The 11,977-nt window shown below is 64.4% G+C and carries 12 protein-coding genes and 1 tRNA gene; 10 read left to right on the plus strand and 3 right to left on the minus strand.

The window, feature by feature from the left end; genetic code table 11:
* Positions 1 to 74: 74 nt before the first annotated feature.
* Complete coding sequence (locus H8A92_RS14805; RefSeq protein ID WP_229196500.1) at positions 75 to 860, minus strand: SDR family NAD(P)-dependent oxidoreductase; 786 nt, start codon at positions 858 to 860, stop codon at positions 75 to 77.
* Positions 861 to 999: 139 nt separating this feature from the next.
* On the opposite strand from H8A92_RS14805, the gene H8A92_RS14810 reads away from it, so the two are divergent.
* Positions 1,000 to 1,707 (plus strand): histidine phosphatase family protein, encoded by a 708-nt coding sequence (locus tag H8A92_RS14810; RefSeq protein WP_229196501.1) that lies wholly within the window; start codon positions 1,000 to 1,002, stop codon positions 1,705 to 1,707.
* Positions 1,708 to 1,783: 76 nt separating this feature from the next.
* Positions 1,784 to 2,551, plus strand: a complete 768-nt coding sequence (locus tag H8A92_RS14815) for an SDR family NAD(P)-dependent oxidoreductase (protein ID WP_163150628.1) — start codon at positions 1,784 to 1,786, stop codon at positions 2,549 to 2,551.
* Between the two features lie 175 nt (positions 2,552 to 2,726).
* Here H8A92_RS14815 and H8A92_RS14820 read toward each other — a convergent pair whose 3' ends face one another.
* Positions 2,727 to 3,950: a serine hydrolase domain-containing protein gene (locus tag H8A92_RS14820; RefSeq protein ID WP_229196502.1), complete on the minus strand. Its 1,224-nt coding sequence runs from the start codon at positions 3,948 to 3,950 to the stop codon at positions 2,727 to 2,729.
* A gap of 169 nt (positions 3,951 to 4,119) precedes the next feature.
* On the opposite strand from H8A92_RS14820, the gene H8A92_RS14825 reads away from it, so the two are divergent.
* A tRNA-Trp gene (locus H8A92_RS14825) sits at positions 4,120 to 4,195 on the plus strand.
* Between the two features lie 77 nt (positions 4,196 to 4,272).
* Here H8A92_RS14825 and H8A92_RS14830 read toward each other — a convergent pair.
* Positions 4,273 to 5,478 carry an ABC transporter substrate-binding protein gene (locus H8A92_RS14830; protein WP_229196503.1) on the minus strand — a complete coding sequence of 402 codons (1,206 nt, stop codon included), beginning with the start codon at positions 5,476 to 5,478 and terminating at the stop codon, positions 4,273 to 4,275.
* Positions 5,479 to 5,656: 178 nt separating this feature from the next.
* On the opposite strand from H8A92_RS14830, the gene H8A92_RS14835 reads away from it, so the two are divergent.
* The 7 genes from H8A92_RS14835 to H8A92_RS14865 all read left to right on the plus strand — a co-directional run bounded on the left by H8A92_RS14835 (position 5,657) and on the right by H8A92_RS14865 (position 11,481).
* Entirely contained in the window at positions 5,657 to 6,421 is a 765-nt protein-coding gene (locus H8A92_RS14835; protein WP_229196504.1) for a FadR/GntR family transcriptional regulator, read from the plus strand.
* 53 nt (positions 6,422 to 6,474) lie between these two features.
* Positions 6,475 to 8,088 (plus strand): acyl-CoA synthetase, encoded by a 1,614-nt coding sequence (locus H8A92_RS14840; protein ID WP_229196505.1) that lies wholly within the window; start codon positions 6,475 to 6,477, stop codon positions 8,086 to 8,088.
* A gap of 331 nt (positions 8,089 to 8,419) precedes the next feature.
* Positions 8,420 to 8,611, plus strand: coding sequence for a preprotein translocase subunit SecE (secE, locus tag H8A92_RS14845; protein WP_016840554.1), 192 nt, complete (start codon positions 8,420 to 8,422; stop codon positions 8,609 to 8,611).
* A 14-nt stretch (positions 8,612 to 8,625) separates the two neighbouring features.
* Positions 8,626 to 9,159, plus strand: coding sequence for a transcription termination/antitermination protein NusG (gene nusG, locus H8A92_RS14850; protein ID WP_021081670.1), 534 nt, complete (start codon positions 8,626 to 8,628; stop codon positions 9,157 to 9,159).
* A 130-nt stretch (positions 9,160 to 9,289) separates the two neighbouring features.
* Positions 9,290 to 9,718 carry a 50S ribosomal protein L11 gene (rplK, locus tag H8A92_RS14855; RefSeq protein WP_008136439.1) on the plus strand — a complete coding sequence of 143 codons (429 nt, stop codon included), beginning with the start codon at positions 9,290 to 9,292 and terminating at the stop codon, positions 9,716 to 9,718.
* 6 nt (positions 9,719 to 9,724) lie between these two features.
* The gene (gene rplA / locus H8A92_RS14860; protein ID WP_229196506.1) at positions 9,725 to 10,417 is read left to right on the plus strand and encodes a 50S ribosomal protein L1; all 693 of its coding nucleotides are present in this window, start codon (positions 9,725 to 9,727) and stop codon (positions 10,415 to 10,417) included.
* Positions 10,418 to 10,527: 110 nt separating this feature from the next.
* Entirely contained in the window at positions 10,528 to 11,481 is a 954-nt protein-coding gene (locus tag H8A92_RS14865; RefSeq protein ID WP_229196507.1) for a 2-hydroxyacid dehydrogenase, read from the plus strand.
* The last annotated feature ends 496 nt before the right edge of the window (positions 11,482 to 11,977 follow it).

The raw sequence follows: 11,977 nt of genomic DNA on the forward strand, positions 1-11,977 counted from the left end.
CTTTCGCCGGGACGACGTCGTGAATGTAGAGTCATCCGGCCCGTCGTTGGGATGACCACCGGAGGATACCGTTGCTAAATCGGCTTGCCCGTATACGGCATCGATGCGGTGAGGCCGCCGTCGACGGGGATGGCCTGGCCGTTGACATAGGACGCCTCGTCGCTCACCAGGAACAATCCCATTGCTGCGAGCTCGTGCGGCTGGCCGGGGCGCTTCAGCGGATTGAGCTGGCCGATCTTGTCCTGGGTGCCGCGCTCCTTGGCACGGTCGAACACCGGCTTGGTCATGCCGGTTTCGATCAGGCCCGGGCAGACCGCATTGATGCGCACGCCGGTGCCGGAGAGCGAGTAGGCGGTGGTCTGCACCAGGCTGATGACGCCGGCCTTGCTCGCGCCGTAGGGATGTCCGCTGGCGCCGGACTTCAGGCCCGCGACCGATGCGGTGCAGACGATCGAGCCGGATCCCTGCCTGGTCATGTGCGGGATCGAATGCTTGATCGCGAGGAACGGGCCGATCAGATTGACGCGCAGCACCTCCTGCCAATGTTCCGGAGTCTGGTCGGCGAGCGGCACGAGGCCGCCGCTGACGCCGGCATTGGCCCAGATCGCATCGAGCTTGCCGTACTTCGAAACCGCCTTCTCGATGAAGGCCTTCACGTCGCTCTCCGATCCGGCATCGGCGGTGACGGCTTCGACGGTGCCGCCGGCATCGCGCACCAGCCTGGCGGTTTCGTTGACGCCGTCGCTGCGATCGACCGCGATCAGCTTGGCGCCTTCCTTGGTGAACAGCAGCGACGCCGCACGGCCGATGCCGCTGCCTGCGCCAGTGATGATGACGGATTTGCCTTCGAGGCGGCCCATGAGTTTCTCCCTGTTCATATGATCCGTGACACACTTGCCGCGCGACGGAATTCAAACAAAATTTCAAACGTCAGAAGCACTTGAGACGATGTGCGGCGTGACGTACAGCGTGACGGGACACTATTGAAGGGCTCATCCGATGTCCAATCCAGAGAAGCCTCACGTGACGGTGACCCGGTGGTGGTGGGTTCGTCATGCGCCGGTGCGCAGCGACGGCGGCAACATCTACGGGCAGGAGGATATCGACTGCGACACCGGCGACGTCGAAGTGTTCGAGGCGGTCGCCAAGATGCTGCCGCGCAACGCCGTGTGGTATTCGAGCAATCTGAAGCGCACGCACAAGACCGCGGATGCGATCTGGGCCGCCGGCTATCCGAAGCCCGAAGGCATGACGCAGGAGCGCGACTTCGCCGAGCTGCATCTCGGCCGGTGGCAGGGCATGAACCGCGCCGCATTTCTCGCCAGCCGCCCGCCCGGCAGCATGTGGTTCGCCGATGTCAACGAGCCTGCGCCCGGCGGCGAGAGTTTCATGGATCTCTACACCCGCGTCTGCCGCACAATCGTGCGGATCACCGCCGCGGAGGCCGGCAGGGACATCATCGCGGTCGGCCACGGTGGCGTGATCAGGGCCGCGGTCGGTCTCGCACTCGGCGGCCAGCCGGATCGGGGTCTGTCGTTTGATATCGACAATGTCTCGGTGACGCGGCTCGATCACATCGCGGCGCCCAACCTGTCGATGTGGCGGCTGCCGATGGTGAACCAGCAGCCCTGGATCGCCGATCCCCGGCACGCCGCGATGCACCAGCCGTCCGGACCCGAAGTCAGGCCGGCGAGCAAGCTTGCGTGATTGCTGCTATCGCAACACGACAACGCTGCCTAAGCTCAACACAGAATTCAAACACCTTACCATCAGGGAGAAAACCATGACCTTGTTCGACATGAAGGGAAAAGTTGCCGTCATCACCGGCTCGACGCGCGGCATCGGGCGCGCGATCGCCGAGCGGATGGCCGAACACGGCGCCAAGGTCGTGATCTCCTCGCGCAAGGCTGATGTCTGCGACCAGGTCGCCAAGGAAATCAACGACAGCTACGGCAAGGGCACCGCGGTTGCCATCGCCGCGAACATCTCGTCGAAGGAAAACCTGCAGAACCTGATCGACGAGAGCAACCGCGCCTTCGGCAAGATCGACGTGCTGGTCTGCAATGCGGCGTCGAATCCGTATTACGGTCCGCTCGCCGGCATCTCCGACGATCAGTTCCGCAAGATCCTCGACAACAACATCGTCGCCAACAACTGGCTGATCTCGATGGTGGTGCCGCAGATGATCGAGCGCAAGGACGGCTCGATCATCATCGTGTCTTCGATCGGCGGCCTGAAGGGCTCGACCATCCTCGGCGCTTACGCGATCTCCAAGGCCGCCGACATGCAGCTCGCGCGCAACCTGGCTTGCGAGTACGGCAAGCACAATATCCGCGTGAACTGCATCGCGCCGGGCCTGATCAAGACCGACTTCGCCAAGGCGCTGTGGGACAATCCGGACAATCTGAAGGCCTCGACCGCGCGCTCGCCGCTGCTGCGGATCGGCGTGCCGGACGAGATCGCGGGCGCAGCCGTGTTCATGGGCTCGCGGGCCGGCGACTTCATGACCGGCCAGACGGTCGTGATCGACGGCGGCGCGACGATCAGCTGACGTCAGCGGCGTTGGTGCGTAAAGCGCGCCACAAACTCATCTGTCATCACCCGCGAAAGCGGGTGATCCAGTATTCCAGAGGCAGTAGTGCTTGAGCCGAGAGGTCGCGGCGTACTGGATCGCCCGGTCGAGCCGGGCGATGACAGCCTAGGGTGAGGTGCGGGGAGTGCTGGCCTCACTCCACCGCCGCATACACCCCGTTCCTCACCAGCGAGCGGGTGTATTCGCGCTGGCCGGGACCCTGCATCATGAAGACCGCGATCAGGTCTTCGCTCGGATCGATCCAGAAGAACGTGCCGGCCATGCCGCTCCAAAAATACTGGCCGACCGACCCGGTGAACGGCGCGACACCCTGCTGCATGCGCACGGCGAAGCCGAGGCCGAAGCTGTGGCCGGGTGACACCAGCGTGCCCTGCACCTTGACGCCGGCACCGAGGTGATCGGAGGCCATGAAGGCAAGCGTCTTGCGGCCGATGATCCTGGTGCCGTCGAGAGCGCCGCCATTGAGCAGCATCTGCGCGAAGCGGGCATAGTCCATCGTGGTCGAAACCAGTCCGCCGCCGCCTGATTCCATCGCCGGCTTCTCCAGCATGTTGAACAGATGCACCTTCTCGTTGGTCCAGGGATCGTTGGCAAAGGCTTCCGCAAGCCGGCCGGCATTGGCTTCCCCGGTGTGGAACGCGGTCTCGTTCATTTGCAGCGGCGAGAGGATGCGCTCAGTGAGGAACGCGCCGAGCGTCTGGCCGCTGACGACTTCGATGATGCGGCCGAGGATGTCGGTGGAGCGGCTGTAGTTCCACTCGGCGCCGGGCTGGCAGACCAGCGGCATGCCGGCGAGCATGGTGGCGTGCTCGGCATTGGTGATCTTGCGGCTGCGCAGCCGCGATTGCTGGTAGAGCTGCTGCACCGGGCCGTTGCCGGTGTGGTCATACGTCAAACCCGACGTGTGGCGCAGCAGGTCCTGGATCGTCATCTGCCGCTGGGCCGCCACCAGCTCGAGCTTGCCGTCGCGTTCGACGCCGACCTTGGTCCCGGCGAATTCGGGGATGAACTTCGCGACGGGGTCGTCGAGCAGGAAGTGGCCGTCCTCGAGCAGCTGCATGATGCCGACCGAGACGATCGGCTTGGTCATCGAGAAGATGCGGAAGATCGAGTCATGGGTCATCGGCGCAGATGCGGTCGGGCCTTGCCGGCCGATCGCGTCGAACCAGCCGATCTGGCCGCGCCGCGCCACCAGCACCGTGAAGCCGGGTGCGGTTCCCTTGTCGACCTCGCGCTTGAAGGTGTCGGACATCGCCTGCAGCCGCGTGCTCGACAGCCCGACCGATTCGGGTTTGGCGAGCGGGAGGGACGGGGTGGTCTGGCTCGCGGCGTGCTTGGTGGCGGTCTGGGCGTTCATGGTCTCTCCCTGGTTCTTGATTCTTGCGGCGGGGTGCCGTCATGGGGTGATCGCCGAAGTCTGGCGCAGAAGTTTTGCAATGAACAGAAGCTTCACCGCTTCGCCCTTGCAAACCGGCCATGCCCTGTGCTTGAAACGGCGCGAACCGGCGGCGACGCCGGTTCCCTGCAGGAGTGTAGCTCAATTGGTAGAGCACCGGTCTCCAAAACCGGGGGTCGCAGGTTCGAGCCCTGCCACTCCTGCCAGCTTTTAGCTAACAATTTGAATGCCTTGGCCGAGGTCTTGGACCCGAAGTCCTGGACCCCGGCCATGATCATTTCGGCTACTTGATCAACGGGCAGCCGCCGTCCTTCAGCGGCCGGAACGCCTGGTCGCCGGACACCTCGGCGAGCACCTTGTAGTAATCCCACGGCGCCTTCGATTCCTCGGGCTTCTTGACCTCGAACAGGAACATCGAGTGCACCATGCGGCCGTCTTCGCGCACCACGCCGTTGTCGGTGAACGCGTCGCGGACCGGGGTCGCGCGCATTTTCGCCAGCACCGGCTTGGTGTCCTTGGTGCCGGCGGCCTTCACCGCGTTGAGGTAGTGCAGGGTGGCGCTGTAGGTCGCGGCCTGGTTCATCGTCGGCATCCGCTTCATGCGCTCGAAGAAGCGCTTGCCGAAGGCGCGGGTGCGGTCGTTGAGATCCCAGTAGTAGGCCTCGGTGATGATCAGGCCCTGCGCGAGCCTCAGCCCGAGGCTGTGAATGTCGGAGATGAACATCACGATGCCGGCGAGGTTCTGCCCGCCCGCGACGATGCCGAATTCGGAAGCCTGCTTGATGGTGTTGATGGTGTCGGCGCCGCCGTTGGCCATGCCGATGATCTTGGCCTTCGAAGCCTGGGCCTTCAGCAGGAATGATGAGAAGTCCGGCGTGTTGAGCGGATGCCGCGCGCTGCCGAGCACCTTGCCGCCGGCGGCGCGGACCACGTCGCCGGTGTCGCGCTCGATCGAGTGGCCGAACAGATAGTCTGCGGTGATGAAGAACCAGCTGTCGCCGCCGTTCTTCACGATCGCCCTGCCGACGGTGTGGGCGTTGGCATAGGTGTCGTAGGTCCAGTGCAGCGTGTAGGGCGAGCAGGACTTGCCGGTGATGTCGGAGCTCGCCGCATCCGTCACGATCATGATCTTCTCGAACTGCTTCGACATCTCCATGCCGGCGAGCGCGGTCGCCGAGGTCGGCATGTCGATGATCATGTCGACGTTCTCCGCCTCGTACCATTTGCGGGTGATGGTCGCGGCGACGTCGGCCTTGTTGAGGGCGTCGGCGGTGACGAGCTCGATCGGCTTGCCGAACATGGACCCGCCGAACTCCTCGATCGCCATCTTGGTGGCTTCGACGTTCCCGGCGCCGCCGATATCCGCATAGACCGACTGGAAATCGGTCAGTACGCCGATCTTGAGCGGCGTCTGTTGTGCGAGCGCGGGCCCTGCCAGCATTGCTGCGATCAGGCCGGCAGCGGACAGAGTTGTGACGATGGATTTCATGGTGATGTGCCTCCCCAAGGCGGTGTTCTTATCGGTTTGTCCGACAAAGCTAGATTTGCCCGGTTCCGGTGTCAATTCTGGCCGGCTGGGTGCGACAATCCGGCCAAAGAAGGGGCATTTGACGCTCCAATAGCCTTCGCCTACACTTTGTCGGACAAACGACAATCCGGAGCCAAAGGTGGCCGCCACACCGCTGTTTCGGCGCATCGACGTTGCGCCGGCCTACCAGAAGGTCGCCGACGCGATCGAACGGGAAATCATCAACGGCCGGATCAAGCCGGGTGAGCCGATCGGCACGGAGCAGCAGCTCGTCGCGCAGTTCGGCGTCAACCGCTCGACCGTGCGTGAAGGCATTCGCGTGCTCGAGGAGGGCGGGCTGATCCGCCGCGATTCCAGCCGCCGCCTGCAGGCCTGCCTGCCGCGCTACAACAAGCTCGCCACAAGGCTGTCGCGTGCGCTGATCCTGCACGAGGTGACCTTCCGCGAATTGTTCGAGACCTCGATGACGCTGGAGATCGCGAGCGTCGAGGGCGCGGTGGAGCGCGCGACCGAGGAGAACATCGCCGAGCTCGCCGGCAATCTCGCGCGCAGCGCTGATGTCGTCGGCAATCCCGCCGATCTCGCCGAGCTCGACGCGGAATTCCACGTGCTGATGGCCAAGGCCTCGCAGAACCGCGTGCTGCAGCTCGCCCGCGAGCCGGCCGCGCAACTGTTCTTTCCGACCACCGAGATGATCGTCGGCGGTGTGCCGGAGGGCGGCGCGCGCCTCGTCGAGGCGCATCGCCACATCCTCGATGCGATCAGGCGGCGCGACAAGGAGGCCGGCGTGCTGTGGACGCGGCGGCATCTGCAGGACTGGCGCCGCGGCTTTGAGAAGATCGCCTCGCTCGATCGCTCGGTCGAGCACACCTACATGGAACACGCCTACGCCGCCCGGCAGTAGCGACGGCGCGGCGACAACAAGACAACGACAAGAAGCACATTCGGGAGGGACATATGAGCGGAGACATCGCAGCAACCATCCAGCGCGCGCGTGAGCACAGCATCGGCGATTTGTTGCGCCGGTCTGCGAAGCGCTACCCCGACAAGACCGCGCTGATCTGCGGCGAGGTGAGCTGGACCTTTGCGGAGATGGACGCGATCTGCAATCAGCTCGGACGCGGCTTGTTGGCGCTTGGTGTTGCGAAGGGCGATCGCGTCGCGGTGCTGTCACGCAATTCGCATGGGTTCGCCGCGCTACGCTTTGCGGTGGCCCGGATCGGCGCGATCCTGGTGCCGATCAACTTCATGCTCAATCCCGACGAGATCAATTTCATCCTCGCCAATTCCGGCGCGAAGCTGCTCGCGGTCGGTCCCGACTTCGTGGAGACGGCGCACGCAGCCGCGGCCAAGGGATCGGCAGTCGAAACCCTGATCTGGCTGCCGGGCGAGGATCCAGCCGCCGCGCCCGAGGGCATCACGACGTTCGACAGCCTGCTGCATAGCGACGCCTCTGCGCCGGATGCGGCCGTCGACAGCCGCGATCCCGCGCAGATCATCTACACCAGCGGCACGGAGTCGCTGCCGAAGGGCGCGATCCTCACCCATGAAGCCGTGATGTGGCAGTATGTCAGCTGCGTCATCGACGGCGGCATGGCGACCGACGACACGGTGCTGCACGCGCTGCCGCTCTATCATTGCGCACAGCTCGACGTGTTCCTGGGGCCCGCGATCTATCTCGGCGCCACCAGTCTCATTACCGGCAAGCCGGTGCCCGACAACGTCCTGGCACTGATCGCGGCCCACAAGATCAACTCGTTCTTCGCGCCGCCGACGATCTGGATCGCGATGCTGCGCTCGCCGGCGTTCGACCGCACCGACCTGTCGACCTTGCGGAAGGGCTATTACGGCGCCTCGATCATGCCGGTCGAGGTGCTGCTCGAATTGCAGCGCCGGCTGCCCGATGTGAAATTCTGGAATTTCTACGGCCAGACCGAGATCGCGCCGCTGGCGACCGTGCTTTCGCCGGAGGACCAGCTGCCGAGGGCCGGCTCGTCCGGCAAGCCTGCGATCAATGTCGAGACGCGGGTCGTCAACTCGGACATGACCGACGTCGGGGCGGGCGAGGTCGGTGAGATCGTGCACCGCTCGCCGCATCTCTTGTCCGGCTACTACAACGATCCGGTCAAGACGGCGGCGGCGTTCGCCGGCGGCTGGTTTCATTCCGGCGATCTCGCGACCGTCGATGCCAACGGCTACATCACCGTCGTCGATCGCGTGAAGGACATGATCAAGAGCGGCGGCGAGAACGTCGCGAGCCGCGAGGTCGAGGAGATGATCTACCGGCTGCCTGCGGTGTCGGAGGTCGCGGTGGTCGGGCTGCCCGACCCGCGCTGGATCGAGGCGGTGACCGCGATCGTCGTGGTCAAGGCCGGCGCGAGCCTCGACGACGAGGCCGTCATCAAGCATTGCGCGGCGTCGATGGCTCATTTCAAGGTGCCGAAGCGGGTCATCTTCGTCGATGCCTTGCCGAAGAACCCGAGCGGCAAGCTGCTCAAGCGCGAGCTGCGCCAGCGCTATGTCGGCGGCGCCACGCTGGATCAGGCGGTGCAGAAGAGCTTTGCCGGGTGACCCACCGGCCGCCGCGGCGGACGGCGGGGACCATGGACCTTGCGCTACCAGCCCTAAGTCCTTGATTCGAGACGCCCCGTTCCGATCTGCCGCGGGCGTGCCCGGGGCCGGGCACGACCCCGCCGACCTTGACGTTTGCCCGGTCTCGCAGTAGATACCGCCCACTCGCAGCCGGCCCGCTTTGATGGCGGATATCCGGCGCGGCCTAATTCCCCGAACATTCGAGCTCGTTTATCGGCTCAACCTTCCAAACGAGGGCTGGGTCCGCAAGGTCGGCTGTTCGGATTCCTTGAAACGTTGCAATCGTCCGGAGACGGACGCGGATCTCACGATGGCTTTCAGCCCGTTCAAATTCCTGCAGGAAGTGCGCTCGGAGACCGCCAAGGTCACCTGGCCGACGCGCCGCGAGACGACCATCACCACCATCATGGTGTTCGTGATGGTGGCACTGGCCTCGATCTTCTTCTTCGCCGCGGACCAGATCATCCGCTATCTGATTACCCTGATACTGGGCATCCACTGATGAGCACCCAATTGATGGACAAGCGCTGGTACATCGTCCACGCCTATTCGAACTTCGAGAAGAAGGTTCAGGAATCGATCCGCGAGCAGGCCAAGCAGCGCGGGCTGGAAGAGCTGTTCGAGCAGATTCTGGTGCCGACCGAGAAGGTCACCGAGGTGCGCCGCGGCCGCAAGATCGACGCCGAGCGCAAGTTCTTCCCGGGCTATGTGCTGGTGAAGATGAAGCTGACCGACGAGGCGTTTCATCTGATCAAGAACACCCCGAAGGTGACCGGCTTCCTCGGCGCGGAAAACAAGCCGATGCCGATCTCGGAAGCCGAGGCGATGCGGATCCTGCACCAGGTGCAGGAGGGCGTGGAGCGCCCGAAGGCGTCGGTGTCGTTCGAAATCGGCGAGAACGTGCGCGTGGCCGATGGCCCGTTCGCCTCGTTCTCCGGTGTGGTGGAAGAAATCGACGAGGCGCGCTCGCGCGTGAAGGTCGCGGTGTCGATCTTCGGCCGCGCGACCCCCGTGGAACTGGAATTCGGTCAGGTCGAAAAGGTGGTCTGACCGGACGGCGCGGGGTATATGCCTCGCGTCAAGTGAGAGGCCGTGGGAGGGAGGAGGCGGTCGCCAGCCCCTTCAACCGAACCACGGAACCTGAAACCGCCGGCACCGTCCGGCACAACAGGAGTGATAAATGGCAAAGAAAGTGACCGGATACCTGAAGCTTCAGGTCCCGGCCGGTGCGGCGAATCCTTCGCCCCCGATCGGCCCCGCGCTTGGTCAGCGCGGTCTCAACATCATGGAGTTCTGCAAGGCGTTCAACGCGCAGACCCAGAAGGAAGAGAAGAACACCCCGATTCCGGTGGTGATCACGATCTATGCAGATCGTTCGTTCACCTTCGAGATGAAGACCCCCCCGATGTCCTTCTTCCTCAAGCAGGCTGCCAAGATCCAGTCCGGCTCGAAGGCGCCGGGCCGCGACAAGGCCGGCAAGGTGACCAAGGCGCAGGTGCGCGAGATCGCCGAGAAGAAGATGAAGGACTTGAATTGCGACACCATTGAATCGGCCATGAAGATGGTCGAGGGCTCTGCCCGTTCGATGGGTCTGGAAGTTGCGGGGTAACGGGCCATGGCAATCGGAAAGCGTTTGAAGAAGGCCCGCGAGGGCGTCGACCGCGAACACCTCTATCCGCTCGCGGATGCCATCAAGATGGTCAAGGAGCGCGCCAAGTCGAAGTTCGACGAGACGATCGAGATCGCGATCAATCTCGGCGTCGACCCGCGTCACGCCGACCAGATGGTCCGCGGCGTCGTCAACCTGCCGAACGGCACCGGCCGCACGCTGCGCGTCGGCGTGTTCGCGCGCGGCGCCAAGGCTGAGGAAGCCAAGGCCGCCGGTGCCGACGTCGTCGGTGCCGAAGACCTGGTCGAGAAGGTGCAGGGCGGTGCGATCGATTTCGATCGTTGTATCGCCACGCCCGACATGATGCCGCTGGTCGGCCGCCTCGGTAAGGTGCTCGGCCCGCGCGGCATGATGCCGAACCCGAAGATCGGCACCGTGACCATGGACGTCGCCAACGCCGTGAAGGGCGCCAAGGGCGGTTCGGTCGAGTTCCGCGTCGAGAAGGCCGGCATCGTGCAGGCCGGCATCGGCAAGGCCTCGTTCTCCGAGGACAAGCTGGTCGAGAACGTCAAGGCGCTGGCCGACGCGGTCTCCAAGGCGAAGCCGGCTGGTTCCAAGGGCACCTACATCCAGCGCGTTGCGGTTTCCTCCACCATGGGTCCGGGCGTGAAGGTCGAGCCGGGCACGATCCTCGGCTGAGGTCTCTGACTGTGACGAGATAAGAAGGGCGGGATCGGGCAACCGGTTCCGCCCTTTGTTTTTGCCACCCCTGTTTTGGTGGGTGAAGCCGCTCGCAGGAAACAACAACTATGCCCGATAAGGTCCTGGTCTATTCACGCTTTCCCAAGGCCCAACTGATCCGCTTCGGCGAGCGCTATGAGCTCCTGAACGCGGCCGGCAAGCGGGTGGACGAAGCGTTCCCGGCGGCCGAGCTCGCCGACGTCAGCGCCATGATCACCGCAGGCGGCACGCCGCTCGGCGCCGATGCCATGGACATGCTGCCGAAGCTCGGCGCGATCGTCTGCTACGGCACCGGCTACGACGGCGTCGATCTCGCCGCCGCCGCAAAGCGCGGGATCGCGGTCGGCCACAGCCCCGGTGCCAATGCAGCCTCGGTTGCCGACATGGCCGTGACCTTGATGCTGGCGTCGGTGCGGCGTCTGCCGGTCGCCGACAATTATGTCCGGAGCGGCGACTGGGCCGCCGCACGGCCGTCGCCGATGATGCGGCCGCAGGCCGGCATGCGCGGGCGCAAGATCGGCGTCTACGGCATGGGCGAGATCGGCCGCAAGATCGCGAGCCGCGTTGCCGCGTTCGAGACCGAGGTCGGCTATTTCAGCCGTACCAGATACGACCTGCCGTATCAGTATTTGCCGAGCCTGGAGGCGCTGGTCGATTGGTGCAGCGTGCTGATGATCGCGGTCCGTGCCGGGGCCGACAACAGCCACGTGATCAACACCGACATCCTGCACCGGCTCGGCAGCGACGGATTTGTCGTCAACATTTCGCGCGGCTCCGTGATCGACGAGACGGCGCTGGTCGCGGCGCTGACCGACGGGGTGATCGCCGGCGCCGGCCTCGATGTGTTCGCCCGGGAACCACATGCGCCCGGCGCGCTGACCGCGCTGCCGAACGTCGTGCTGTCGCCGCATCTCGGCGGCCACACCCTGGAATCGCACGTCGCGATGCAGGACTGCGTGCTCGCCAATCTCGACGCGTTCTTTGCCGGCAAGCCGCTGCCATATAAGGTGAGTGGCGCCTGACGGCTGGCGGTTCCGCTATCGGAGCCGGTTCCCCGTTGTCATATGAAACTGGTCCAATATTTGCTCTTGGCAAGCAGGGCGGGACCGGCTACATAGCGCCTTCCGGGCGTGCTGGCACTTGCTGGCATGTCCGTGCTCGCATTCCGAAAACCTGAGATGATAGGAGATCATTCCTTTCCGCATGCCCGCAAGGATGCTCGAAAGGAAGGAGACCCGTCGCCTCCAGAGGAATGAAAGCAGGGGCCTTCAGCATGCTGAAGTGCCTCGATCCTGTCCAAGACTGCAGGCGCCCGCGAGAACTTCGTGTTTTCAACGGCTTAATCGCATGGCCTGCATAGACGGGTGAAGACCGGATTTTGCGCTCCACGTCGCGACCCGTTCGCGGCTGGGGAGCTGGTTTGGTTCGAACCTCGACAGCCCATGGCCGCAAGGCTCTGGGAGGGCAGGCTTCTAGATGTCGTCTTGCCCGGCATGTCCAAAGGGTCTTGTACCCTGC

This window comes from Bradyrhizobium acaciae (assembly GCF_020889785.1).
GTDB lineage: Bacteria > Pseudomonadota > Alphaproteobacteria > Rhizobiales > Xanthobacteraceae > Bradyrhizobium > Bradyrhizobium acaciae.

What these genes read in the sequence shown, in the direction of transcription:
- H8A92_RS14805 (WP_229196500.1), bottom strand. Translation starts at nt 860, where the DNA reads ATGGGCCGCCTCGAAGGCAAATCCGTCATCATCACTGGCGCAGGCAGC.
- H8A92_RS14810 (WP_229196501.1), top strand. Translation starts at nt 1,000, where the DNA reads ATGTCCAATCCAGAGAAGCCTCACGTGACGGTGACCCGGTGGTGGTGG.
- H8A92_RS14815 (WP_163150628.1), top strand. Translation starts at nt 1,784, where the DNA reads ATGACCTTGTTCGACATGAAGGGAAAAGTTGCCGTCATCACCGGCTCG.
- H8A92_RS14820 (WP_229196502.1), bottom strand. Translation starts at nt 3,950, where the DNA reads ATGAACGCCCAGACCGCCACCAAGCACGCCGCGAGCCAGACCACCCCG.
- H8A92_RS14830 (WP_229196503.1), bottom strand. Translation starts at nt 5,478, where the DNA reads ATGAAATCCATCGTCACAACTCTGTCCGCTGCCGGCCTGATCGCAGCA.
- H8A92_RS14840 (WP_229196505.1), top strand. Translation starts at nt 6,475, where the DNA reads ATGAGCGGAGACATCGCAGCAACCATCCAGCGCGCGCGTGAGCACAGC.
- secE (WP_016840554.1), top strand. Translation starts at nt 8,420, where the DNA reads ATGGCTTTCAGCCCGTTCAAATTCCTGCAGGAAGTGCGCTCGGAGACC.
- nusG (WP_021081670.1), top strand. Translation starts at nt 8,626, where the DNA reads ATGGACAAGCGCTGGTACATCGTCCACGCCTATTCGAACTTCGAGAAG.
- rplK (WP_008136439.1), top strand. Translation starts at nt 9,290, where the DNA reads ATGGCAAAGAAAGTGACCGGATACCTGAAGCTTCAGGTCCCGGCCGGT.
- rplA (WP_229196506.1), top strand. Translation starts at nt 9,725, where the DNA reads ATGGCAATCGGAAAGCGTTTGAAGAAGGCCCGCGAGGGCGTCGACCGC.
- H8A92_RS14865 (WP_229196507.1), top strand. Translation starts at nt 10,528, where the DNA reads ATGCCCGATAAGGTCCTGGTCTATTCACGCTTTCCCAAGGCCCAACTG.